This window comes from Nonomuraea lactucae (genome assembly GCF_003313395.1).
Taxonomy (GTDB): Bacteria; Actinomycetota; Actinomycetes; order Streptosporangiales; family Streptosporangiaceae; genus Nonomuraea; species Nonomuraea lactucae.
On record NZ_QNFZ01000199.1, the window covers coordinates 1 to 23,701 of the forward strand.

20 protein-coding genes and 1 pseudogene are annotated in these 23,701 nt (G+C 71.7%); 8 read left to right on the top strand and 13 right to left on the bottom strand.

What is annotated here, in order from left to right:
- Both DQW85_RS12450 and DQW85_RS12455 read left to right on the top strand, forming a co-directional pair.
- On the top strand, nt 1-2,152 hold a 2,152-nt coding region (locus tag DQW85_RS12450), incomplete at its 5' end, for a transglycosylase domain-containing protein (RefSeq protein ID WP_240197120.1).
- Nucleotides 2,153-2,162: 10 nt separating this feature from the next.
- The gene (locus DQW85_RS12455) at nt 2,163-2,669 is read left to right on the top strand and encodes a DinB family protein (protein WP_113700482.1); all 507 of its coding nucleotides are present in this window, start codon (nt 2,163-2,165) and stop codon (nt 2,667-2,669) included.
- A 141-nt stretch (nt 2,670-2,810) separates the two neighbouring features.
- Here the strand turns inward: DQW85_RS12455 and DQW85_RS12460 are convergent, their stop codons facing one another.
- A complete protein-coding gene (locus DQW85_RS12460; RefSeq protein ID WP_113700483.1) occupies nt 2,811-3,332 on the bottom strand; it encodes a cysteine dioxygenase family protein in 522 nt (173 codons plus the stop codon).
- A gap of 110 nt (nt 3,333-3,442) precedes the next feature.
- On the opposite strand from DQW85_RS12460, the gene DQW85_RS12465 reads away from it, so the two are divergent.
- Both DQW85_RS12465 and DQW85_RS12470 read left to right on the top strand, forming a co-directional pair.
- Nucleotides 3,443-4,303 carry a LysR family transcriptional regulator gene (locus DQW85_RS12465; RefSeq protein ID WP_113700484.1) on the top strand — a complete coding sequence of 287 codons (861 nt, stop codon included), beginning with the start codon at nt 3,443-3,445 and terminating at the stop codon, nt 4,301-4,303.
- Between the two features lie 36 nt (nt 4,304-4,339).
- The gene (locus tag DQW85_RS12470) at nt 4,340-4,966 is read left to right on the top strand and encodes a LysE family translocator (RefSeq protein ID WP_113700485.1); all 627 of its coding nucleotides are present in this window, start codon (nt 4,340-4,342) and stop codon (nt 4,964-4,966) included.
- Between the two features lie 16 nt (nt 4,967-4,982).
- Here the strand turns inward: DQW85_RS12470 and DQW85_RS12475 are convergent, their stop codons facing one another.
- The 5 genes from DQW85_RS12475 to DQW85_RS12495 are packed head-to-tail and all read right to left on the bottom strand — an operon-like array spanning nt 4,983 to nt 11,264.
- Nucleotides 4,983-6,569, bottom strand: coding sequence for an acyl-CoA synthetase (locus tag DQW85_RS12475; RefSeq protein WP_113700486.1), 1,587 nt, complete (start codon nt 6,567-6,569; stop codon nt 4,983-4,985).
- The gene (locus DQW85_RS12480) at nt 6,569-7,717 is read right to left on the bottom strand and encodes a thiolase domain-containing protein (RefSeq protein ID WP_113700487.1); all 1,149 of its coding nucleotides are present in this window, start codon (nt 7,715-7,717) and stop codon (nt 6,569-6,571) included. The genes DQW85_RS12475 and DQW85_RS12480 overlap by 1 nt, the downstream gene beginning before the upstream one ends.
- A gap of 1 nt (nt 7,718) precedes the next feature.
- Nucleotides 7,719-8,792, bottom strand: a complete 1,074-nt coding sequence (locus tag DQW85_RS12485; protein WP_113700488.1) for a lipid-transfer protein — start codon at nt 8,790-8,792, stop codon at nt 7,719-7,721.
- Nucleotides 8,789-9,700, bottom strand: coding sequence for a Zn-ribbon domain-containing OB-fold protein (locus DQW85_RS12490; RefSeq protein WP_240197121.1), 912 nt, complete (start codon nt 9,698-9,700; stop codon nt 8,789-8,791). Before DQW85_RS12490 ends, DQW85_RS12485 begins: the two co-directional genes overlap by 4 nt.
- Before the next feature lie 13 nt (nt 9,701-9,713).
- Entirely contained in the window at nt 9,714-11,264 is a 1,551-nt protein-coding gene (locus tag DQW85_RS12495; RefSeq protein WP_113700489.1) for an acyl-CoA synthetase, read from the bottom strand.
- A gap of 193 nt (nt 11,265-11,457) precedes the next feature.
- On the opposite strand from DQW85_RS12495, the gene DQW85_RS12500 reads away from it, so the two are divergent.
- Together DQW85_RS12500 and DQW85_RS12505 are read left to right on the top strand one after the other, a co-directional pair.
- Nucleotides 11,458-12,267, top strand: coding sequence for a crotonase/enoyl-CoA hydratase family protein (locus DQW85_RS12500; protein ID WP_113700490.1), 810 nt, complete (start codon nt 11,458-11,460; stop codon nt 12,265-12,267).
- 41 nt (nt 12,268-12,308) lie between these two features.
- On the top strand, nt 12,309-12,704 hold the full coding sequence (locus DQW85_RS12505; protein ID WP_240197122.1) for a type II toxin-antitoxin system VapC family toxin: 396 nt from the start codon (nt 12,309-12,311) through the stop codon (nt 12,702-12,704).
- On the opposite strand, the gene DQW85_RS12510 is transcribed toward DQW85_RS12505, so the two are convergent.
- Both DQW85_RS12510 and pgfA read right to left on the bottom strand, forming a co-directional pair.
- The gene (locus DQW85_RS12510; RefSeq protein WP_113700492.1) at nt 12,691-13,797 is read right to left on the bottom strand and encodes an NAD(P)H-dependent flavin oxidoreductase; all 1,107 of its coding nucleotides are present in this window, start codon (nt 13,795-13,797) and stop codon (nt 12,691-12,693) included. The genes DQW85_RS12505 and DQW85_RS12510 overlap by 14 nt on opposite strands.
- A gap of 170 nt (nt 13,798-13,967) precedes the next feature.
- On the bottom strand, nt 13,968-14,882 hold the full coding sequence (gene pgfA / locus DQW85_RS12515) for a cell envelope lipid trafficking protein PgfA (protein ID WP_113700493.1): 915 nt from the start codon (nt 14,880-14,882) through the stop codon (nt 13,968-13,970).
- A 157-nt stretch (nt 14,883-15,039) separates the two neighbouring features.
- On the opposite strand from pgfA, the gene DQW85_RS12520 reads away from it, so the two are divergent.
- A complete protein-coding gene (locus DQW85_RS12520; RefSeq protein WP_240197123.1) occupies nt 15,040-15,765 on the top strand; it encodes a class I SAM-dependent methyltransferase in 726 nt (241 codons plus the stop codon).
- Complete coding sequence (locus DQW85_RS12525; protein ID WP_162794928.1) at nt 15,762-16,988, top strand: acyltransferase family protein; 1,227 nt, start codon at nt 15,762-15,764, stop codon at nt 16,986-16,988. The genes DQW85_RS12520 and DQW85_RS12525 overlap by 4 nt, the downstream gene beginning before the upstream one ends.
- Here the strand turns inward: DQW85_RS12525 and DQW85_RS12530 are convergent.
- The 5 genes and pseudogenes from DQW85_RS12530 to DQW85_RS12545 form a co-directional block, all read right to left on the bottom strand.
- Nucleotides 16,906-20,970 (bottom strand): alpha-(1->3)-arabinofuranosyltransferase domain-containing protein, encoded by a 4,065-nt coding sequence (locus DQW85_RS12530; protein WP_162794929.1) that lies wholly within the window; start codon nt 20,968-20,970, stop codon nt 16,906-16,908. The two genes, DQW85_RS12525 and DQW85_RS12530, sit on opposite strands and share 83 nt — an antisense overlap.
- On the bottom strand, nt 20,967-22,073 hold the full coding sequence (locus DQW85_RS12535) for a glycosyltransferase family 4 protein (protein WP_113700497.1): 1,107 nt from the start codon (nt 22,071-22,073) through the stop codon (nt 20,967-20,969). Before DQW85_RS12535 ends, DQW85_RS12530 begins: the two co-directional genes overlap by 4 nt.
- Nucleotides 22,070-22,873, bottom strand: a complete 804-nt coding sequence (locus DQW85_RS12540; protein WP_113700498.1) for a glycosyltransferase — start codon at nt 22,871-22,873, stop codon at nt 22,070-22,072. Before DQW85_RS12540 ends, DQW85_RS12535 begins: the two co-directional genes overlap by 4 nt.
- A gap of 12 nt (nt 22,874-22,885) precedes the next feature.
- Nucleotides 22,886-23,020: a hypothetical protein gene (locus tag DQW85_RS47625; RefSeq protein ID WP_275888199.1), complete on the bottom strand. Its 135-nt coding sequence runs from the start codon at nt 23,018-23,020 to the stop codon at nt 22,886-22,888.
- Nucleotides 23,021-23,128: 108 nt separating this feature from the next.
- A pseudogene (locus tag DQW85_RS12545) lies at nt 23,129-23,701 on the bottom strand (hypothetical protein); the annotation flags it as partial.

A 23,701-nucleotide genomic window follows, 5' to 3' on the forward strand; every position in this document is an offset into this window, starting at 1 on the left:
CGGGGCGGCCGCGGCGGCCGGCGTGCTGGTGGCGGCGATCGCGCTGCCGGCTGTGGGCGGCACCGGGGCGGTGTTCGTGTCGGCGGCCGGCGAGCTGAACCTCAAGCCGATGGAGCTCGCGGAGCCACCGCTGGCGCAGGCGTCCACGGTGTACGACGCCCGGGGCAACCGGATAGCCCAGTTCTACGACCAGTACCGGAAGGTCGTGCCGCTGTCCCAGGTGGCCGAGGTGATGAAGACGGCGATCGTGGCCATCGAGGACGACCGCTTCTACGAGCACGGAGCGATCGACATCGAGGGCACGCTGCGGGCGCTGGCCAAGAACCTGAGCTCGGGCGGCGTCAGCCAGGGCGGGTCGAGCATCACCCAGCAGTACGTCAAGCAGGTGCTGCTCAACTCGGCGACCACGGAGAAGGACAGGAACCGGGCGCTGGAGGCCAGCTACGCGCGCAAGCTGAACGAGCTGCGCTACGCCATGGCCGTCGAGCAGAAGTACACCAAGGACCAGATCCTGGAGAAGTACCTGAACATCGTGTACTTCGGTGACGGCGCCAACGGGGTGGAGGCGGCGGCCAGGCGCTTCTTCGGGGTGCCGGCGTCCCGCCTGGACCTGGCCCAGGCCGCGACCCTCGCGGGCGCCGTACAGGATCCCAACAGGACCGACCCGCACCTCGGCAAGAAGGCGAGGGCGCTGCTGCTGGAGCGGCGCGACGTGGTGCTCGACAGGATGGCGCAGCTAGGCCGGATCACGCCGGCCCAGGCGGCCGAGGCGAAGGCCAGCAAGCTGGGCTACAAGGGCGTCGCGCAGCCCAACGGCTGCCAGGCCGGCCCCTACCCGTACTTCTGCGAGTACGTACGGTACGAGCTGCTGACCAACCCGGCGTTCGGCAGGACCGAGCGGATCAGGCAGCGGCGCTTCGCGCAGGGTGGACTGAAGATCAGGACCACGCTGGACCCGAAGGCGCAGGCCGCCGCGGAGAAGGCCGTCAAGAGCCGGGTGTTCGCCTCCGACTACGCCGTGGCCTCCGAGGCGCTGGTGCAGCCGGGCACTGGGCAGATCAAGGCCATGGCGGCCAGCCGCGAGTACGGCCGTTCGGCGAAGAAGAAGCAGATCTCCTACAACCCGGTGGCCGACAAGAGGCACGGCGGCCTCATCGGCTTCCAGGCCGGTTCGACGTTCAAGACCTACACCCTGATCACCGCGCTCCAGCAGGGCATGAAGTTGGACGACGGCATCACCGTCGGCAGCGGCTACACCGCCCCCGGCTACTCCTCGTTCAAGAACTGCGCGGGCGAGAACGTGGGCATCCCGTCGTGGACCGTCACCAACGACGAGGGCTCGGGCGGCTTCAGGACGCTGCGCACCGGCACCTGGGGCTCCGTGAACACGTTCTTCATGGCGCTGGAGCAGCGGGTCGGCCTGTGCGAGACCGTGGAGACCGCCAAGTCGCTCGGCATCAGACGGGCCGACGGCGGGAAGCTGCGGGAGTACGAGACGTTCACGCTCGGCATCAACGAGATGGACCCGGTGACCGTGGCCGGCTCCTACGCCGCCATCGCGGCGCGCGGCAAGTACTGCGCGCCCATGGCCGTCACCGAGGTCGCCGACACCGCCACCGGCGAGGTGACCGCGTACGAGCCGGAGTGCAGGCAGGCGCTGGACCCGGAGATCGCCGACGCCACCGCGGAGATCCTGTCGGGGGTCTTCACCGACGGCACGATGCGGTCGGTCGGCGGCATCGGCCGCCCGGCGGCGGGCAAGACCGGCACCACGGACGGGTACGCCACCGCCTGGTTCGCCGGGTTCACCCCGGATCTGGCCGGGGCGGTCAGCATCGGCGACCCGCGCGGCTCGCAGCGTTACAAGCTGACCGGCGTCACCATCGGCGGCAGGTACTACGGCTCGGTCGCCGGCGCCACCCTGCCGGGGCCGATCTGGAAGGACACCATGATGGCCGCGCTGAAGGGCGTGCCGCCGGCGGAGTTCGTCCCGGTGGACCCGGCCCGGTTCGGCGGGTGCGGCAAGGGCTGCGCCCCCGCCCGCGAGGAGCCGGACGACCAGGAGAACGGCGAGCCGGACGGGCAGCCGGAGACGGACGACACCTTGGACGGGCCGCTGGGCGAGGAACCGGCCGGGCTCGGCGGGCAGTAGCCTGCGACGCATGACCGACAACCGAGTGTCCCCGCCTTTCGTCGCCGACGAGCGCACCATGCTGAACAACTGGCTGGAGTGGCACCGCGGCACCCTCGCCGTCAAGTGCGCGAACCTGTCCGAGGCGCAGTTGCGGCTGCGCTCCACGCCGCCGTCCAGCATGTCGCTGCTCGGCCTGGTCCGGCACATGGCGCATGTGGAGCGGGTCTGGTTCCGGCATGTGCTCGCCGACGAGGACGTGCCCCGGCTGTGGAACAAGGACGAGGCCCCCGACGCCGACTTCGACGACGTGGACACGGCCTCGGCCGAGGAGGCCTTCGCCGTGTGGCAGGCGGAGATCGAGCACGCCCGCGAGGTCTCGGCGGCGTTCTCGCTGGACGCCGTGGGCAAGCGGCAGCGCCACGGCCAGGACTGCTCGCACCGCTGGATCCTCGTGCACATGATCGAGGAGTACGCGCGCCACAACGGCCACGCCGACCTCCTCCGCGAACGCGTCGACGGCGCCACCGGCGAGTAGCCCGCCGCGCCCTTCACGTCAGCGCGGCGGGCGTCAGCGGGACGGCTGGAAGCGCCAACGGGACGGCTGGAAGCGCCAGCGGGTCTGGCCGCCAGCCTGGCCTGGTCGGTGACCCGCTCGGCGAGGGCTGCTGCCCGCGGTTCAGCGGACCGGGAGGTCGTAGGCACGGCGGACGCTGCTGCCCAGCCTGCCGATGTCGGCGCCGTAGACGTGCACCGACACCCCCACCTCGTCACTGGTGTTGAGCACCTTGTGGATGTCGCCGGGCGGCGCGAACCCGCTCACGTCGCCGGGCCGGTTGTCGGACCGCCCGATCTCTACAAGATGGTCGCCCATGTCGCGGTAGAGCGTCTCGTGCTCGATGCCGCTGATGACGGCGAACGCGCACCACGACACGTGGTCATGGATGACCGTGCCCTGGCCGGGCCGCCACACGACGGCCACGACGGAGAAGTCCTCCTGCGCGTGCAGCGTCCGCGAGACGTATCCCTCCGGCGAGCCGGCGCGTTCCTCGGGTGTCAGCAGGTCGAGCGTGTGCAGGCGGTCGCGGAGCAGGTCGGCGACCGCGAAAGCGGTGGCGCGGGCGCCTAGCCCGCGGGTGGTGACGCCGCCGATGCCAGAAACGAGGTCGTCGAGCCCCGGCCGTGCGGTTGCCAATTTCATGGTATCCCCCTAGGGAAAGACGTTAATCTTCCTTCCCCTTCTACGGTGCTACGGATCGACCGATAGGTCCAACAGATGTTTTATGGCTCACCGATAGATATGCTTGATAGATGCTGGACGTCGTACGGCTCCGCGTCCTCGTCGCCGTCGCTCGCAGGGGCTCGCTGACCGCGGCGGCCAAGGACCTGCACTACTCGCAACCCTCCGTGAGCCACCACCTGGCCCGGCTCGAGGCCGAGACCGGCGCCCGGCTCATCCAGCGCGCCGGGCGCGGCATCCGGCTGACGGAGGCCGGCCGGCTGCTCGCCGAGCGCGCCGCCGACATCATCGGGCGGCTCGACGCGACCGCCGACGAGCTGGCCGCCCACGTCGGCCTGCGTTCGGGCCGCGTACGGCTGGCGGCCTTCCCCTCCGCGCTCGGCACGTTCGTCCCGAGGGCGGCCGTGCGGCTGGCCGGCGAGCACCCCGGCCTGCGGCTCTCCCTCACCGAGACCGAGCCGCCGGAGGCGCTCAGGCTGCTGCGGTCCGGACGGGTCGACGTGGCGGTGATGTTCCGCTACGACGACACCGCGCCCGAGGACGGCGGGATCACGCTGATCCACCTGCTCGACGACCCGAGCTACCTGGTGGCGCCCTCCGAGCCCGGCGTGCTGGCCGAGCACGCCGACTCGGCCTGGATCGCGGGCTGCGACACGTGCCGCAGCCACCTGCTCGACATCTGCGCCAAGGCCGGGTTCGAGCCGCGCCTGTCGTTCACCAGCGACGACATCGTGGCCGTCCAGGCGCTGGTCGCGGCGGGCATGGGGGTGACCGTCCTGCCTGGGCTAGCGCTCGGCGCGCACCGCCACCCCGAGGTGGCGGTCGCCGAGATCCCCGGCTCCACCAGGCACGTGTACGCCGCCGTCTACGGCGAGCCGCCCCACCCGCCGGCCACGGAGGCGCTCCTCGCGGCCCTCCGCAAGAGCCTGTGAGTAAAAGCCGTTGACCGGCACTCTTACGATGGCCTCATGCCCGATCTCGCGACCCTCGCCGTGTTCTCCGCGGCCACCCTGGCCATGCTCCTGGTGCCGGGTCCCGCGGTGCTGTTCATCGTCACCCGCAGCGTCGCCCAGGGCAGGTCGGCGGGCCTGGTCTCGGTGCTCGGCGTGCACACGGGCTCGCTCGTCCACATCGCCGGCGCGGCGTTCGGCATCAGCGCGGTGCTGGCCGCCTCGGCCACGGCGTTCACCGTCGTGAAGTATGTGGGCGTGGCCTACCTGGTCTGGCTCGGGCTGCGCAAGCTCATGCACCGGGGAGAGGCCGAGGCGGCGGTCGAGGTCGCCGCGCACTCGAAGCGGCGGATGTTCTGGGAGGGGTTCGTGGTCAACGTGCTCAACCCGAAGACCGCGATCTTCTTCCTGGCGTTCCTGCCCCAGTTCGCCGACCAGCACGCGGGCCCCATCGGGCCGCAGATCCTGGTCCTCGGCGCGGTGTGGATAGTGCTCGGCCTGGCCAGCGACGGCGTCTACGCCCTGCTGTCCTCGGCCCTGGCCGGGCGGATCCGACGCTCCGCCCGGGCCCGCAGGCGCCTCGACGTGGGCAGCGGCGTCGTCTACCTCGGCCTGGCCGCCTGGCTCACCGCCGCGAAGAACTGAGCGCCGGGCCGCGGGGTCAGGCCCCGGCGGCCTCGACCGTCCGCCGCGCCCACCTGTAGTCGGCCTTGCCCGCCGGCGAGCGCACCATCTCGGGCACGAACGCGTACGTGCGCGGCACCTTGTAGCCCGACAGCCGCTGCCTGCAGTGCGCGTCGAGCTCGTCGGCGGTGACCTCGGCGCCCTCCCTGGGCTCGACCACGGCCGCCACCCTGCTCCCCCACCGGTCGTCGTCCACGCCGGTCACCACCGCGTCGAACACGGCCGGGTGCCCCTTGAGCACGGCCTCGACCTCCTCGGGGAACACCTTCTCGCCCCCGGTGTTGATGCACTGCGACCCGCGCCCGAACACGTTCACGGTGCCGTCGGTGTCGACCGTCGCCAGGTCGCCGGTCAGCAGCCAGCGCGTGCCGCCGGAGTCGGTGACGAACGTGCGCGCGGTCTTGGCCGGGTCGTTGTAGTAGCCGAACGCGATCCGTCCCGCCTTGGCCACCGTGCCGAGCACGCCCGAGCCCGGCTCCACCGGCCGCAGCCGCTCGTCGAGCACGGCCAGCCCGGCGGTGGCGTTGGGCTGGTAGCGCAGGCCCTTCTCGGGCGAGGAGCCCGCCACGCCGGAGGCGGTGTAGCCCGACTCGGTGGAGCCGAAGTTGTCGAGGATCATGACGTTGGGCAGCAGTTCCTGGAGCCGGTCGCGGACGGCCCCGGTCAGGATCGCGCCGGTCGAGCTGACCACGAACAGCGAGGACACGTCGTGGCCACCGGCGGCGAGGCCCTCGGCGAGCGGCCTGGCCATCGCGTCGCCGGTGATGTTCATCGTGAACACCCTCTCGCGCTCGACCGTCCGCCACACGTCCTCGGGGTCGAACCTGCGCACGTAGACCATGGTCGCGCCCATCCACCAGGCGATGAAGGTGGCCATCTGCGCGGCCCCGTGCATCAGCGGCGGCACCGCCATCATCACCATCGGGCCGGCCTTGACCGCCTCGTCGATCACCTCCTGCGGGGTGGCGCGCGGCTCGCCGTACGGGTTGCCGCCGCCGAAGGCCATGAACAGGTCCTCGACGTGCCACATCGCGCCCTTCGGCATGCCGGTCGTGCCGCCGGTGTAGATGATGTAGACGTCCTCGCCGGACCGGGGCGCGAAGCCGCGGTCGGCCTTGCCGCTCTCCAGCGCCATCCAGTACGGCACGGCGCCGGCGATCGACGACTCCCCGCCGACGGAGACGAGGTGCCGCAGCTCCGGCGCCTCAGGGGCGACGGCGGCCACCCGCGCGTCGAACTCCACGTCGTAGAAGAGCGCCCTGATCTCGGAGTCGCGGTAGAGGTAGAGCAGTTCGGACTCGACGTACCGGTAGTTGACGTTGATCGGCACGGCGCGGATCTTCAGGGCCGCCAGCAGCCCGGCGACGTACTCGATGCCGTTGTAGAGGTGCAGCCCCACGTGGTGGCCGGGCTCGACGCCCCGCTCCAGCAGGAAGTGCGCGAGCCGGTTCGCCTCGGCGTCCAGCTCGGCGTAGGTGCGGCGCTCGTCGCCGCAGACGACGGCCACGCGGTCCCCGATCGCGTCGGCTAATCCCTCGAACAGGTCTGCGTGGTTGAACTCCATCAGGGCCTCTCCCGTCCGACGATCCACATCGCGAAGAACTGGGCTCCCCCGCCGTAGGCGTGGCCGAGCGCCAGCCGCGCGCCGTCCACCTGGTGCTCCCCCGCCATCCCGCGCACCTGCAGCGCCGCCTCGGCGAACCTGATCAGCCCGGACGCGCCGATCGGGTTGCTGGACAGCACGCCGCCGGAGGCGTTCCACGGGATGTCGCCGTCCAGCGCCGTGGCCCCCGACTCGGTGAGCTTCCAGCCCTCGCCGTCCGCGGCGAAGCCGAGGTTCTCCAGCCACATCGGCTCGTACCAGGAGAACGGGACGTACACCTCGGCCACGTCGATCTGCCGCCGCGGGTCGGTGACGCCGGCCTGCCGGTAGACGTCGGCGGCGCAGTCCTTGCCCGCCCGCGGGTTGACCGTGTCGCGGCCGGCCCGGAAGATCGGCTCGGAGCGCATGGCGGCGCCGTGCACCCAGGCGGGCGTGCCGGTGACCTTGGCCTCCGACGACAGCACCATCGCGCAGGCGCCGTCGCTGGACGGGCAGGTCTCCAGGTAGCGGATCGGCTCCCACAGCATGGGCGTCGACTCGACCATCCGCCGGTCGATGCCGGGGATCTTGAGGTGGGCGTAGGGGTTCTTGAGCGCGTTGAGCCGGTCCTTGACGGCGACGAGCGTGCCGATGTGGGCGGGGGCGCCGGTTCTGCGCATGTACTCCCTGATGTGCGGAGCGAAGTAGCCGCCCGCGCCCACCACCAGCGAGGCGTTGAACGGCAGGTGCGTGGACAGCGCCCAGGTGGCGTTCGACTCCGACTGCTTCTCGAACGCCACGACGAGCACGCGGTCGTGCACGCCGCCCTGGACGAGGCTGGCCCCGACCAGGCCGGTCGAGCCACCGACGCTGCCCGCGGTGTGCACGCGCATCATCGGCTTGCCCGCCGCGCCGAGCGCGTCGGCGAGGTACGCCTCGGGCATCATCACGCCCTCGAACAGGTCGGGCGCCTTGCCGATGACGACCGCGTCGATGTCCTTGAACGTCAGCCCGGCGTCGTCGAGCGCCCGGATCGCGGCCTCGCGCACGAGCCCGGCGATCGACACGTCGCCGCGTTTGGTCGTGTAGTGGGTCTGCCCGACGCCGATGACCGCGCAGCGGTTCGCCATCTCATGCCTCCAGGACCGTCACGAGGTTGTGCTGCAGGCAGGGCCCGCCGGCGGCGTGGGCCACCGCGCGTTCCGCGGTGCCGTCGTGGACGCGCCGGGCCGCCTCGCCGATGCGGATGAGCCCGGTGGCCATGACGGGGTTGGCGGCCAGCGGGCCGCCGGACGGGTTGATCACCGTGCCGTCGGGGAGTTCGAGCGCCCGGCGCAGGATCAGCTCCTCGTGGGCGAACTGGGCGTGCAGCTCGGCCACGTCGACGGGACCCTTGCCGACGCCGGCGGCCCGTGCGGCGTCGGCGGCCGAGGCGGACTGGGCGAGGTCCCGCATGCCCAGGTAGTGGGGTTCCGTGCGGTGCGCGATGCCACGGATGTGGGCCGGCCGTTCGCACAGCTCCGCGGCCAGGTCCCCGGCCGCGAGCACCACCGCCGCGGCGCCGTCGGTGACGGGCGCGATGTCGGAGGTCTTCAGCGGCTCGACCGCGAACCCTCCGGAGACCTCGTCCGAGCCGGAGACCTCGTCCGAGCCGGAGACCTCGTCCGAGCCGGAGATCTCGTCCGGGAGGTCGAGCGCGTACGGGTTGTCCCTGCCGTCGGCGCGGCTGCGCCGGACGATCTCGTCGAGCTCCGCGCGGTCCGCCCGGAGGGCGGCGGCCTGCAGGGCCGCGTAGGAGAGCTGGTCGAGGCCGAGGGGCGCCAGGTAGTACGGGTCGAGCTGGAGGGTCATGATCGTGCGCAGGTCGCCGAGCGACGACTTGCCGAACCCGTAGACCAGCGCCGAGTCGACGTCGCCGTGCTGGAGGCGCACCCACGCCTCGTACAGCGCCCAGGCGCCGTCCATCTCCACGTGGCTCTCGGAGATCGGCGGCCAGGCGCCGATCGCGTCGAGCGCGGAGACGAACGAGAAGGGCGCGCCCGCGAGGTAGTCGCAGCTCCCCGAGCAGGTGAACCCGAACCTGCGCAACCCGGTGCGCTCCTTGACCTCGTTGATCACGGGCAGGATCAGCTCCGGCTCGGACAGGCCGGTGTCGTGGGCGGTGTGCCGGGTCTGGGCGAAGGCGACGATGGCCACGTCTCTCATGACAGCTCCGCGTCTTCCTCTCCGGTGGGGGTGAACCACCGGACGTTCGCCATGGACAGCGCGCGCTCGCTCTCCGGGACCCATTCGGCGCGCACCCGCATGCCCTGCCGCACCTCGTGCGCGGGCACGCCGCCGACCAGGGCGATCATCGGGACGTCGGCGCCGTCGAGCAGGATGTACGCCGAGACGAACGGCACCTCGGGGGCGCGCGGGTCGGGCAGGTTGTTGATGGCGAACGTGGTGATCGTGCCGGTGTCGGGCAGCTCCACCCGCTGGTCGATGGCGCTGCCGCACTCCGGGCAGGACGCCCGGTAGGGCACGTAGACCTTGTCGCAGGTGGCGCACCTGCCGCCGAGGAACACGCCCCGCCTGATCCCGTCGAGGAAGGTGCGCAGCGCCCCGCCGGCCTGGATGCGGTATTCGGGCCGGATGGGCGAGACGATCCTGGTCACCTCAGGCGCGAAGTGGGATATGTCGGTGATGTGGCCCTGCCGCTGCTGCCGCCAGACGGGCCAGACCCGGGTGCCCGGCGCCAGCGCCTTGGGACTGCCGGCGTCCACGGCGTGCACCAGCGAGGTGTCGGCGCCGTCCAGCCTGATCACGGCCCAGGCGAACGGCCGGTCGAGCGGGTGGCCGTCACGCGGCTCGCGCACCCACGCCGACGCGGTGACGGTCCCGGCGGGGCCCACCTCCACGTACCCGTCGGCGACGGGCTCCCCCGACGCCGGGTCGTACTCCAGGGGCGGCACCAGCACCCTGCCCTCGGCGGTGCGCACGCCGACGATGCGCCCGGCGCGCAGTTCGGTCAGGAACCGCCCGATCACCGGCCCGGTCGTGCGGGTGTAGCCTCCGGGGAACTCCAGCACGTGCCGGGCGACCAGCGGCTCGCTCGTCTCGCTCGTCTCCACAGGATCTCCGTTCTCAGATGGCGCGCTCGTGTCCCTCCCAGTACGGCGCGCGGAGCTTGCGCTTGAGCAGCTTGCCGTTGGGCTCGCGGGGCATCTCCTCGATGAAGTCGATCGACCTGGGCCACTTCATCCTGGCCAGCCGCCCGTCCAGCGAGGCGAGGATCTCGGCGGCCAGCTCGGGACCGGGCACGGCTCCGGAGGCGGGCTCCACCACGGCCTTGATCTGCTCGCCCCACTCCTCGTCGGGGATGCCGAAGACCGCCACGTCCGCCACCTTGGGGTGGATCATGATCTCGTTCTCGATCTCGGCCGGGTAGATGTTGGCCCCGCCGGAGATGATCATGTCGGCCTTGCGGTCGCACAGGAAGAGGAACCCGTCCTCGTCCAGGTAGCCGACGTCGCCGACGGTGAAGAAGTCCTTGAGCCGGTTCGCCTCGGTCTTGGCCGGGTCGCCCTTGTACTCGAAGCCCACCCCCGCCATCTTCATGTAGATCGTGCCGGGGGTCCCGGCGGGCACCGGCCGGCCGTCGTCGTCCACCACGAGCAGCTCGCTGATCGGCCAGGCCCTGCCGACCGTGCCCGGGTGGGACTTCCAGTCCGCAGGCGTGGCCAGGGTGCCGCCGCCCTCGGTGGCCGCGTAGTACTCGTAGACGCAGTCGCCCCACCACTCGAACATCGCCTGCTTCACCGGCACGGGGCAAGGGGCCGCCGCGTGGATCATCCACGTGAGCGACGACAGGTCGTACCTGTGCCGGGTCTCCTCCGGCAGCGCGAGCAGGCGCTTGAAGTGGGTGGGCACGAGGTGCGAGTTGGTGATCCGGTGGCGCTCGCAGAGCCGGAGCGTCTCCTCGGCGTCCCACTTGTCCATGTAGACCAGCGTGTGCCCCATGTGCAGGGCCGTGCCGCCGAACTGGGTGACGGCCGTGTGGTAGTTGGGAGAGGTGACGAGGTGCGCGTTCGGCTGCCCCGCCGTGATGCCGAACAGCCCGAGGAGGAACGTCATCAGCTCGGCCGCGTCGTCCGGGTCGAGCCCGCTCAGCGGGCGCCTGACGCCCTTGGGCTTGCCGGTGGTGCCGGAGGTGTAGTGCATGGCGGCGCCCGCCGTGCGGTCCGCGGGCGCGGTGTGCGGCCGGCCGTCCGTCAGCTCACCGTACGGCCGGAACCCCGGCACGTCGCCGCCGGGTGCGGCGAAGCGGCGCTCCGGCGCGATGGCCTCGGCCGCCCGCGTGCCCTCCGCCGCGTAACGCGGGTGCGCGAAGAACGCCTGGGCCTCGCTGTCGGCCACGATGTAGGCGATCTCCGGCCCGGTCAGGTGCCAGTTGATCGGGGTGTAGTACCAGCCGGCCTGCAGGGCCGCGAGGTAGAGCACGAGCCCGTCCGCCCCGTTCGGCATCAGGCCGCAGACGCCGTCGCCGGGCCGCAACCCGAGCTCGCGCAGCCCGTGCACGAGGCGGTTCGCGCGGGCGAGCAGGTCGCCCGCCCGGTGCCGCGTGCCGTCGGGGTCGACGGCGGCGATCCACTCGGGATCCGCCTGCGCCAGCCTCCAGAAACCGAGCGTGCCCATGGGGATCTCCTCGTCGGTGGTCTCGACACCGGCCTGGACAGGAAGGAGCGAAACAAGAACAAGTTCTTATTTGCCAGGGCAGCGTAACCCGCGACAAGAGGCAGAGCAAGCGCTTGATTACTGCTTTCGCGGCGATCGGCGGGGAGTAGAATCCGTACCTAACAAGCGCTTGATACACCTTCCGGAGGCGTCCGTGGAGCTCCTGCCGATCAGTACCCCCCACTGCCGGGTCGAACGCGACGGCCACGTCGTCGTCGTCACCATGAACCGGCCCGAGGCCCGCAACGCGCTCTCCTCCGACATGCTGATCGGCCTCGCCTCGGCCTGGGCGTACGTGTCGTCGGAGCGTGACGTCCGGGTGGCCGTCCTGACCGGCGCCGAGGGCACGTTCTGCGCCGGGGCCGACCTCAAGGCCATGGGACAGCCCTCCGCCGACCCCGAGGTGCAGGCCCGCGCCGCCCAGATCCCCAACTTCCACTGGAAGGGCCTGCTGCGCGAGGACCTCCCGACCAAGCCGATCGTCTGCGCGGTGGAGGGCTACGCCGTCGCGGGCGGCACCGAGCTGCTCGTCGGGACGGACCTGCGGATCGTGGCCGAGTCGGCCACGCTCGGGCTGTTCGAGGCCAAGCGCGCCCTGTTCCCCATGGGCGGCAGCGCCGTGCGGCTGCCCCGCCAGATCCCGTACTGCCACGCCATGGACCTCCTCCTCACCGGCCGCCCCGTCACGGCCGCCGAGGCGCTGTCGATGGGGCTCGTCAACCGCGTGGTCCCCGACGGCCGGGCGCTCGCGGTGGCCCTTGAGGTCGCGGCCGACGTCGCCGCCTCCGGGCCGCTGGCCGTACAGGCCATCCTGCGCACGTACCGCGACACGCTCGGCCTCTCGGAGCCCGAGGCCTTGAAGGTGTCGGACGACCTCGGCTGGCCGGTGATCGGCTCCGCCGACGCCCGCGAGGGCACCCGCGCCTTCAAGGAGAAGCGCCCGGCCTCGTACAAGGGCGAGTGATGCAGCACCCGGGACTACAGCGGGCTACAGACTCCCGAGGGGTGATCGACACCTGCGTCTACATGGATCTGGCCGACCTTTCCGCAGACGCCCTTCCGGCGCTCCCGGAGATCACGTCCATCACCCTCGCCGAACTGCACCAGGGCGTGGCGATGGCCAAGACGGCGGCCGTAAGGGCGGCTCGCCTGGAGAAGCTGGGGTCCGCCGTGGGCGACTTCGATCCCCTGCCTTTCGATGCCGGCGCCGCGGCACGATACGGGAGCCTCGTCACCCTCACACTCGCGGCCAAGCGTGACCCCCGTCCGAGACGCGTGGACCTGATGATCGCGGCGATCGCGTCCAGCCAGGGTCTGCCGCTCTACACCTGCGACACCGACGACTTCGTCGGCCTGGAGAGCCTGCTGACGGTCGTTCCCGTGCAGGTCAGGCGTCCGTGATGCGGCCGAGCCGGTCCAGGGCGTCGGTGTACTCCTCCACCAGCGCGTACATGACATCCCGCGTCGAGCGCACCTGGCTGGTGATGCCGATGATCTGCCCGGCCGGGAAGGTCGCCAGCTCCGCGGCGCCGGAACGGCCGATACGGCGCAGAGCGTCCGAGACCAGCATGAACTGCAGGGGCATCGGCAGCGTCCCCGGCGAGCCCGCCGACTCCCAGGCGTCCGTCCACTCGTTCCTGAGGAGCCGGGCGGGCTTTCCCGTCCAGCTACGGGAGCGGACCGTGTCGCGGGAGGTGGCCCGCAGGATGCGCCGCTTGGCCATCTCGGGCGTGTCGGCCTCCTCCACCGTCAGCCAGAGGGAGCCCGTCCAGACGCCCTCGGCGCCCAGGGCCATGGCGGCGGCCATCTGGCGGCCGTCGCCGATGCCGCCCGCCGCCAGCACCGGCACGTCGACCGCGTCAACGACCTGGGGGATCAGCACCATGGTGGTGATCTCGCCGGTGTGACCGCCGGCCTCGGTCCCCTGGGCGACCACTACGTCCACGCCCACCTCCACCTGCTTGAGCGCGTGGCGCGGCGTGGAGGCCAGCGCGGCGACCTTGACGCCGCGGGAGTGGGCGAGATCCACCACGTCGGCCGGGGGCGGGCCGAGGGCGTTGGCGAGGAGGGCGATCGGGTGCCGCAGCGCCACCTCGACCTGCGGGCGCGCCGTGGCGTCGGTCCAGCCGAGCAGGACCTTGCCGGGGTCGGCGTCGGAGGACAGCGGCGGCACGCCGTGGGCGGCCAGCAGGTCCTCCACGAAGCGCCGGTGCCCCTCGGGGATCATCGACTGCAGCCGCCCCACCAGCTCGTCGGCGGCGAACCCGGCGCCCTCGTAGGAGGCGGGCATGACCACGTCCACACCGTAGGGCCTGCCGTCGACGTGGTCGTCGATCCACTTGAGCTCCATCTCGAGCTCTTCGGGGGTGAAGTAGAGAGCGCCGAGCACGCCCATCCCGCCGGCGCGGCTGACCGCGGCGACGACGTCGCGGCAGTGGCTGAACGCGAAAATGGGCAGCTCGATTCCGAACATGTCCGTGACACGTGTCCGCATGGCCCGACGATACGACCACATAATGCAAACTGCAACGTGTTCTACTAGAGCCCCTTTCGTCGGTACCGACCAGTAACATAGGATGAGAACGTGTTCTAGCTACGCTCTGTGACGGCGGCCCGGCACGAAAAAGGGCCCGCACGGCGGCGGGCCCTGGGAGGGAAAGCGGGTCAGGCGGCGGCGCGGCGACGGCCCAGGAGGACGCCAAGCAGCACCAGTCCGGCGCCCACGACCAGCAGGACGAGCGGGATGACGTTGCGCAGCAGGTTGATCTGGCTCTTGCCCTCCTGCGCCGACTTGACCAGGCCCGCGACCGTCCCCTCGGTCATCATGGCGGTGGCGACGAAGGCGGGCGAGCGCTCGATGCCGTCCTGGGTCTTGAGCACCTCGTGCCGCTGCTGCTCCTGCTTGACGGGGGCGCCGGTGGTGGGCTCGATCCAGTACGTGACCTTGCCGTCGTACCAGCGGTCCACCTGCACGTCACCCGTGCTGGTCATGCCGAGCACGGAGGCCGGGGCGGTGAGTGTCACCGTCTTCGTCGGCGGCACGGTCTGCTCGAAGACGTAGACGGGCAGGCCGTTGACGTTGTCCTCGCGGACGAAGTGGGCGTCGAACGCCTGGCGGGCGGTGGAGTTGAACACCCTGTACGTCTTCTTCTGCGCGTCGAAGGGGAACTTGTAGATCTGGCCCTCCAGCGTCACCGGGGCCCTGGCGACGTTGACGCCGCAGCAGTTGAGGCCCACACCGGTGTACTTGTCGAAGGCGCTGCGCCGCTCGCTCATGTCGATCTGGCGCCGGCCGTTGGTGACGTCGTTCACCACCGTGGCCTCGTCCCAGACCACCCGTGAGGAGTTGGCCTCCTTCACGTCGCCGCGCGTGGTGACGATGATGTCGAGGTCGGCCGTCAGCACCTTGAGATCCTGGCGGGAGAAGTACTGGGCGCCCTTCGCCTCCAGGCGCGAGATGCCGAACTGGTTCGCCGGGGCGGAAATGATCTTCCCGGCCGCCCAGAACTTCAGCAGGGGCGCCAGCGCGATGAAGAAGGCGCCGACCCCGATGAGGACGAGCGTGGAGATACGACCCATCAAAGGCCTCCGCGATCCTAGAACCTGTTGTCGTCTTGCCGGAACGTCAGGGATCAAAGTATGACAGTGAGTGACATGCGTCACCGCCCGGTACGGAGCCGCAATCAAATTGATAGAAACAGGTTCTAACGTGGACCTCCCTATGGAAGCTGAAAAGATGCCCATGCGCGCGGACTTGGCGCGGTCCATCCGGCTGTTCCGGGCGTTCCGCACCGAGCAGGACGACGGCCAGGGCTACTACACGGCACTGGCCGCCGACACGGCCGCGCTGCTGCGCCGGTACACCGACCTCCGCGACAGTCTCGTGCTCGACGTGGGGGGCGGGCCGGGCTTCTTCGCCTCGGAGTTCCGCCGCCACGGCGCCCGCTGCGTGTGCGTGGACGTGGACGCGGGCGAGCTGGCCGGGCAGGGCGCGCCCAGCGGCGGCGTGCTCGGCAGCGCCCTCGACCTGCCGGTCCGGACCTCGTCCGTCGACGTCTGCTTCTCCTCCAACGTGCTGGAGCACGTCCCGCGGCCGTGGCGGATGGCGTCGGAGATGGTCAGGGTGACCAGGCCCGGCGGGCTGGTGTTCCTGGCCTACACGAACTGGCTCTCCCCCTGGGGCGGACACGAGACGTCGCCCTGGCACTACCTCGGCGGCGACCTGGCCGCCAGGAAGTACGAGGAGAGGCACGGCAAGCCGCCGAAGAACCACTACGGGCAGAGCCTCTACCCCGTCTCGGTCGCCCACGGCCTGCGCTGGGCCAAGGGCGAGGGGCGGGCGGAGCTGCTCGACGCCTTCCCCCGCTACCTGCCCCGGTGGTACCGCCCGATGCTCAAGGTCCCGATCGTCAGGGAGTTCGCCACATGGAATCTGGTCCTGGTCCTGAGAAAGCGCCCGTGACAGCGGCCGAGCCCCACCCCGTCGAGCCCGCCCCGCTGACCGAGCCCGCCCGCAGGGACGCGGCGCTCGACGGCATCCGCGCTCTGGCCGCGCTCGGCGTCTGGGTGCTGCACGTGGCGGGCAACACCGGCGTCATGTACCGGGAGGGCATGTTCGCCTGGATGACGACCAGGCTGGGCATCGCCGTTCCCGTCTTCTTCCTGCTCTCCGGCCTGCTGCTCTACCGGCCGTGGGCGCGGGCCGTGCTGGAAGGCACGCCCGTGCCCCGGCCGGGCCGCTACCTGTGGCGCCGGGTGCTGCGGGTGATGCCCGCCTACTGGGTGGTCACGGTGCTGGCCCTGGCGGCGTGGAGCTGGAGCGCGCTCGACTGGGCCGACTGGGCCAAGTGGCTCCTCCTGATGCAGAACTACTTCGAGCAGGAGCGCGCCCCCGACGGCCTGTACCAGATGTGGACCATGCCGATCGAGATGGCGTTCTACCTGTCGCTGCCCGCGCTCGCCTGGCTGCTGCACCGGTGGGCGCGAACGGGCGGGACCGAAGCGGGCGGGGCGGGCGGCAGGGCGGTGCGGCTGCTCGCGGGCATCGCCGTGCTGCCGCTGATCTCGGTGCTCAGCGTGGTCCTGTCCCACACGCTGGAACAGCCGCAGCTCGCCCTGTGGCTGCCGCACCACCTGATCTACTTCGCCGCCGGGATGGCGATGGCGGTGCTCTCGGTGTGGATCAGGGAGAGCAGGGCGATCGACGCGCTGGCGCCGCAGCTTCTGGTGCTGGCGGTGCTGCTGTACGCGGTGCTGAGCACGGAGCTGGCGGGACCGCGCACGCTCACGCTGCCGTCCATGGGCCAGTCGCTGTGGCGGATGTTCCTGGAGGCCGTGGTGGCGATCCTGGTGGTCGGGCCGTTCGCGCTCGCGGCCCGGCACGACTCGCTCAGGCACCGCGTGCTGGGCAACCCGGTCACCGCCTACCTGGGCCGGATCTCCTACAGCTTCTTCCTCTGGCACGCGCCGGTGATCACCCTCTATTACAAGGCCACCGGCACCGAGCCGTTCAGCGGCGACTTCGTCAAGGTGGCGATCCTGACGTTCGCCGGCAGCATGCTGCTGAGCGTCGCGAGCTACCACCTCATCGAGGAGAACGCGCTCAGGCTGACCGGGCGCTCGACAGCACCGGCTCCGCCTCCTCCAGCTCCGGAGGGGGCTCGCCCGGCGGCTCCGGTTCCGTGACGAGCTGGGCGAAGAGCACGCCCATGGCCGCGCAGGCGAGGAGCTGCGGCACGTGGTCGGCAAGCAGGTCGACGTCGGCCGCGTAGTCCCGCAGCGCCATCGCCACGGCCAGCGACGCCGTGGCCCCGCCGAACAGCCCGGCGGCCAGCCAGTGCACGCCCGGCACCCACCCCCGCAGCCAGAGGGTGGCCACCACGGCGCCGAGCACGACCACCATGCCCTGCCAGCCGGCCACCCAGCCGCCGAACGCCAGCCCCAGAGCGATCACGTACGGCACCCGCCACGCGGACAGGCGTGAGACCGAGGCGGGAGCGGTCTCCAGCACGTGCTCGGGCCGCGGGCCGCGCATGACCAGGGCGAGGGCGGCGAGCAGCGCGATCCCGACGAGCCCGAGCGCGAGCCCGAGCCAGTAGGGCCGGTCCGGCCCGTAGTCGAGCCGCACGGTGCCCGAGGTGCCCGCGGGCAGCTCCCATGCCTGCTTCCAGCCGTCGATCCGGGCGGGCTTCAGCGTCCGGCCGTTCAGGGTTGCCCGCCAGCCGGCGTTGAAGTTCTCGTTGACCACGAGGAAGGAGTCCTTGGGCGCGTTCACCCGCACCTCGCGCAGGGACGGGGACCAGGTGCCCGGCGCGGCGGCGCCCTCGACCGGGAGGGGCTGTTCGGGCGGCGAGCCGACGACCAGGTTGGTGACCGCGAACGGGTCCCAGCCCGCGGCGCGCACCCGGTTGTCACCCGCCGCCAGCGTGACCCCGGAGCAGCCCGTGAACCGCACCGGCCGCTGTTCGAGCAGGTCGGCGTAGGTGCCGTTGACCCGCGTCCGGATGATCTTGCCGTTCACCCGGAGCTCGGGGCCGCGCCCGCAGGCGAGCCTGAACGGGATGCCCTCCGGCCGGCTCGCCGGGCTGACGCCGGGCACGATGAGCTCGGTGACCTGGATCCGGCGCGAGACCGGGTAGAAGCGCAGCTTGAGCTGGGTGGTGGAGAGCGGCTTGAACGTGAGGTAGCCACGCGCGTCCACCCGGCCGCTGCGCAGGACGCCCTTGTCGCCCGCCACGATCATGTCGAGCGGCTGCTTGTCGCCGCCCGGCCGGGCGACCTGGATGCGGGAGACGGTGCGCCTGCCCTGCCAGCGGAGGGTGAGCGTGGGCTCGCCGTCGTTCGGCGACGGGATCCAGGTGGTGGAGGCGTCCGCGTCGAAGGCCGATCTCGGCGCCACCACGGGGTCCTTGCTGACCTGCGACGACCCCTCGACCCGGGTGAGGTCGGAAGTGAGGCGGGTGTAGCGGTCGACGAGCGCGGAGTCGCGCAGCACGGCGGTGCCGCGCACCTCGGCGGGGCGCCCGCGTTCGGCGGTGAAGGTCCGGTCGAAGCCGGCGCCCTCCTCGTCCGGCCTGACGAGCAGCGGGTTGCAGACCCACCGGTGGCGGTTGCGCATGCACCGGGGGCGGGCGTCGAGCCCGCGGTCCATCACGAAGACGTCGCCGCCCTTGCCTGGCATCCGGATCGTGCGGCCGGGCAGGATCCCCGGGATCGTGATCTCGCTGATGCCGACCCGCTGGACGAAGCTCCACCGCTTGCCGTACGTCTCCAGGACCTCGATCCGCACCCAGCTCGTCGCGCCCGGCGGGGTGCGCAGCCATTGCGGGTCGTTGGTCCGCGGGACGTCCTGGACCACGCGGCCCCCGGCGGTCTCCACGGCCACCCTCTTGATCGACTGGCCGAGCAGCACGTTGTTGGTGAACGTCACCTGGAGGCGCGGGATCGCCCGCTCCTGCGGCAGGTCGACGCGGAGCCACTCGCCCTGGGGCCGGTTCCAGCCGCCGCTCTCCCAGCCGGTCTCGTAGTCGCCGTCCATGGCCGCCCACGGGCCGCGCCCGGGGGTGCTGAGCCCGGCGATGGCGTCGGCGTCGGCGACCGAGGAGGAGGCGGTGATGGCGGAGATGCCCTGGTACTCGGCGGTGGCGGCCTCGTCCAGCCAGCCGTCCTCCAGCAGGTCGAGCTCCCTGACGCCGGTGAAGTCGGCGCGCCGGTCGGCGGTCAGGGTGGGAGTCCAGTTCGTCCGGATCTCACCGAACTGCCGCTCGCGCAGCCGGAGCCCGTCGCTCACCACGGTCGGCACCTCGTGCTTGCCCGCGTCGTCGTTCACCAGCACGGGTCCGGTGCCGAGCAGGCCGAGGTCGCCCATGGTGAGCAGCGAGTCGGGCCCGCCGCGCACCCGCAGCGCCTCGCCCGCCGGCTGCACCTCGACCAGTTCGGAGCCGCCCGCCACCTCGTACAGTTCCAGCGCCGGGAACGGCCAGTCGACGGAGTCGACCACATCGTCGGTGACGGCGTCGCCGACCTCGCCGCCGAACGAGCGGATCCGGGTGATGCCGGGCGACTCGCGCAGCGCCTCGTGGATCCTGGTCGGCCAGGCGCCCTGGAGCTGGGCCCGGATCAGGTCGTTCCGCACGAGCAGGTAGTGCACGCCCATCCTGCGCAGCACCTCGGTCAGCCCCGCCGAACCGTGCCCGGCGGTGAGCCGCTGGTCGATGGCGTCGAGCAGCCTGGTCATGCCCACGGATCCGGCGGCCGTGACCTGGCGGGCGGTCCAGCGGGCCCGGAAGAGCGGCTGCATGGGGTCGTCCATCGGCCTGCCCCACAGGTACTCGCCGAACTTGGCGCCGGGCACGACCAGCACGCCGTCGTCGCCGGCGTTCTCGTTGACCCAGGCCGCCGCCTCCCGCCAGTAGAGCGGCACCTCCTTGAACGTGCCCGGAGCGGCCAGCCCCTGGTTGAAGACCGGCAGCACGAGCCCGGCGAACGACAGCAGGGCCACCGTGCGCACCGGCAGCCGGATCCGGCCCGCGACCACCGCCAGCAGGTGCGCCAGCCCGAACGCCAGCGGCAACCGCACCAGCGGGTCCAGCTTGCGCAGGTTGCGCAGCGGCGCGAGCGGCCCGTCGAGCAGCCACCGGACCGGCTCGGCGACGATCGGCTCCAGCGCGCTGGTGTGGCCGGCGACCAGCGCGGCCACGCCGGCCACGAACAGCCCGATGACGAAGCCCTTGGCGGGCAGGTCGCGCCGGGCCAGCCCGGCGACGCCGAGCGCGGCGAGCAGCCCGGTGGCCACGACCATCCCGGCCGAGGTGGCGATGGCGTAGCCGGCCGGCTGCTCGGACACGCCGCCGACGGTCAGGTAGCGCACCCAGTCGGACGCGCCGCGCAGCACGTTGGTGAGCGACGTGACCTGGGTGGTGGTCGAGGCCGACTCGGTGTACGGGAGGAACGAGAAGGCGTAGCGGCCGACGAGCAGCAGCGGCAGCCACCAGAACAGGGTGGCCACCGCGACCGCGCCGGTCCACCAGCCGAGCATCCGCCAGCGGGGCACCGGTTTCGGCCGGGTGAGGATGTAGGCGACCGGGGCGGCGAGCACGGCGAGCACCGCCACCGCGTTCACGCCGCCGCAGAGCGCCACGGCCAGGCCCGACCTGATCGCGCCCCGGGCGCGCTGGCCGGTCTCCGCCGCGGTGAGCAGCGGGATCAGGATCCACGGCAGCATCGCGGCGGGCAGCCACTCGATCGAGATCTCGCCGAGGATGGACAGCGCGCGCGGCGCCAGCGCGTACGCCAGCGCGCCGACGATCCTGGTGCCCGGCGTGCCGATGCCGAGCTGCCTGGCCAGCCGCTCCACGCCCAGGAACGCCACGCACAGCAGCACCGTCAGCCAGAGCCGCTGCGTCACCCACGCCGGGAGGCCGACCAGGTCGCCGAGGGCGAAGAACGGCCCCATCGGGAAGAGGTAGCCGGCCGCCTGGTTCTGCAACTGGCCGAAGTGCTGCAGGTCCCACAGGTGGGCCGCGCGCTCCAGCCAGCCGATCGGGTTCAGCGCGAGATCGATCTTGGTGTCGCCGATGACGCTGCCCGGCTTCGTGGTGAACGTCAGGACGGCGAAACCGAGACAGCAGATCGCCAGCCAGAGCCGATGTCGTACCTTCTCGCTCACCGCTCCTCCCAGGTGGGCGGGGTCCGTCCAAGCAGCAGGGCGGCCATGAGCTCGGCGCTGCGCTCCCAGCGGAAGCGGGCCGCCCAGTCGCGGCATCGCGCGCCGTAGTCCTCGCGATGGCCGTCTTCCAGCTCGTCCAGGGCCGCGGCGATGCCCTTGGCCAGGTCCGCGCCCTCGGGCACGAGCCAGCCGGTCTCGCCATGCCGTACGGCGTCGCGCAGCCCGTCCACGTCGAAGGCGACGGTCGGTACGCCCACCGCCGCGGCCTCCAGGACGCACAGTCCCCAGCCCTCGCCCTGTGAGGTGTTCACCTGCAGCCAGGCGGAGGCGATGAGGCGTTCCTTGTCCTGTTCGGGCAGGTATCCGTGCATGGTGACGCCCGCGGGCAGCCGGGCGCGCAGGCGCGCCTCCTCCGGGCCGCGGCCGACGATGTCCACGGTCAGGCCGGGCCGACGTTCCCTGAGCTCCTCCACCGCGTCGAGGAGCAGGTCCACGCGCTTGTGCGCGACGAGCCTGCCCACGCAGACCAGGCGGGGCGCCGGGCCGCCCGGCGGGAGGCGCGCGGGCGAGGGGGCGTTCACGCCGTTGGGGATGACGTGGATCCGCCCCGCCCAGCCGAGCCGCTCGCGCATGGCGCTCACCGTCGAGGGCGACACGGCCACGCTCTCGTGCCGCCGGTACGTCCACCGGGACACCGGCCCCTCCAGGAACCGGCCCACGGCCGCCAGCCAGCGCGGCAGGTGCACGCCGAACTGCCGGTCGTGCACGTGGTGGACGACGCAGATGATCCTGGTGCGGCGGGCCAGCACCCAGGGGCTGAAGAAGGGGATGCCGTTCTGGCAGTCGAGCACCGCGTCGAACAGGCCGCGCCGGAGCAGCAGCCAGAGCAGCACCCGGGCGTAGACGGTGAACGGGCCGCCCATGCGGGCGATCCTGACCCCGTCGATCCGCTCACCCCTCCGCTGCCCGGAGGCGCGGGCGGTGACGAAGCAGACCCGGTGCCCCGCCGCCGCGAAGCGGCGCGCCATCTCCCAGGCGTACGTCTCCGCGCCACCGGCGGCCGGGTGCCACGGATCACGCCAGTTGACGACGGCGACGTTCACGGATACCCGACGGGATCGAGCGGCGACTCCCAGGCGGGCCGGGCGGCGGAGCGCGGCTCGATGCGCAGGGTCAGCCAGATCCTGCCGAGCTCCAGCATGATGCCCAGGCTGTGCCGGGCCGGCGAGAAGCGCGAGCCGGGGATGTCGCGCCACTGTACCGGGATCTCGTGGACGCTCGCGCCGCGCTCGACGCACCGGGCGAGCAGCTCGACGTCGAAGGCGAAGCCGGGCGTGCGCAGCCGGGCGGCGACCTCGCGGACGAGCGGGCCGTCGAAGAACTTGAAGCCGCACTGCGTGTCGCTCACGCCGCGGACGAGCACCCTGGCCAGCGAGCGGAAGCCGACGGCGCCCAGCTCGCGGACCCGGCTGTGCCGGTTCTCCACGTCGGAGAAGGAGTGCGCGCGCGAGCCCACGACCACCCGCTCACCGGTGAGCAGCAGGCCGAAGGCGACGTCGATCGCGCCGAGGTCAGTCGCCATGTCGGCGTCGCAGAACCCGACGAAGGGGGCTCGGGTCCGCAGCAGCCCGGCGCGCACGGCGGCACCCTTGCCGGGGATCCCGCAATGGACCAGGCGGACCGGCACCGGTCCGCGCGGCCAGGTCCTGACGATCTCGGCGGTGGCGTCCGTACTGTTGTTGTCGACCACGATCACGGCGGTCGGGAACGGCATGCGGGCAAGCTTCGCGCACAGCTGCAAGAGCCCTCCGGGGAGTCGTCCTTCCTCGTTGAACGCTGGAACGACGATCTCGAGCAGTGGTCGTCGGCTCGTCCTCTCGTCCCCTTGGAAGGAGGGCGGCATGGCGGCTCGGGCTTACCGGTCGCCGTAGTTGTAGAGCGGCTGGTTGACCGGCGTGGCCGTGGCACCCGTGAAGGTGATGGTCGCGACCGTCGCCACGAGGGCGGCGGTGGCAACGCCTATCATCGCCGCCAAGAGGATCTTGATCACGGGGGGTTTCCTCCTAGTGCGAGGCGTGCTGTGGGGAACGTCACACCAACCTAGAACCAATTCTTGCTACTCGGAAGTAGCTAAATGAAATCTTAATAAACCCAATGATCAATGGGCCATTTCGGACGAACCTTGGGCCACCCTACCGCCGAAACGGTAGAGTCGCAGCTCAGCGCCGTCTATGACCAGCTCGGCCCCCTGGAGCCACCTCGCGAACCGCTGCCGCTCCCAGGGGCTCCCGGCGTCCACCACGACGTACCGGAAGCCCATGCCGGACAGCTCAGGCGAGGATCTTTCTAGTACACGTTCTACTATCTGGGCCCGCTCGTCCTCGCTCGGCACCACCCTGGATCCGACGCGCACGGTGTCGTTCGCGACCACGTCCCGGCCAGGGACGGCGAAGAACCTCTGCGCGGGGTCCAGCACCGCCCGGCCGCCGTTCCAGGGGAAGCGCCGGTAGGACTCGAACGGCAGGACCAGGATGTCGCCGGGGTCGCCGTCACGCCGGATCACCTCGCGGGCGGCTGTCCACTCCAGCGGGTACGCGACGGCCCGCAGCGCCCCCGCGGCGCCCCACGCCAGGGTGGGCAGCACGGCCAGCGGCACCAGGAGCATCAGCCCGGCCCACGCGGGCACCCGGCCCACCTCCCCCGCCTCCCGTGACTCCCCGTCCGGCGCGGG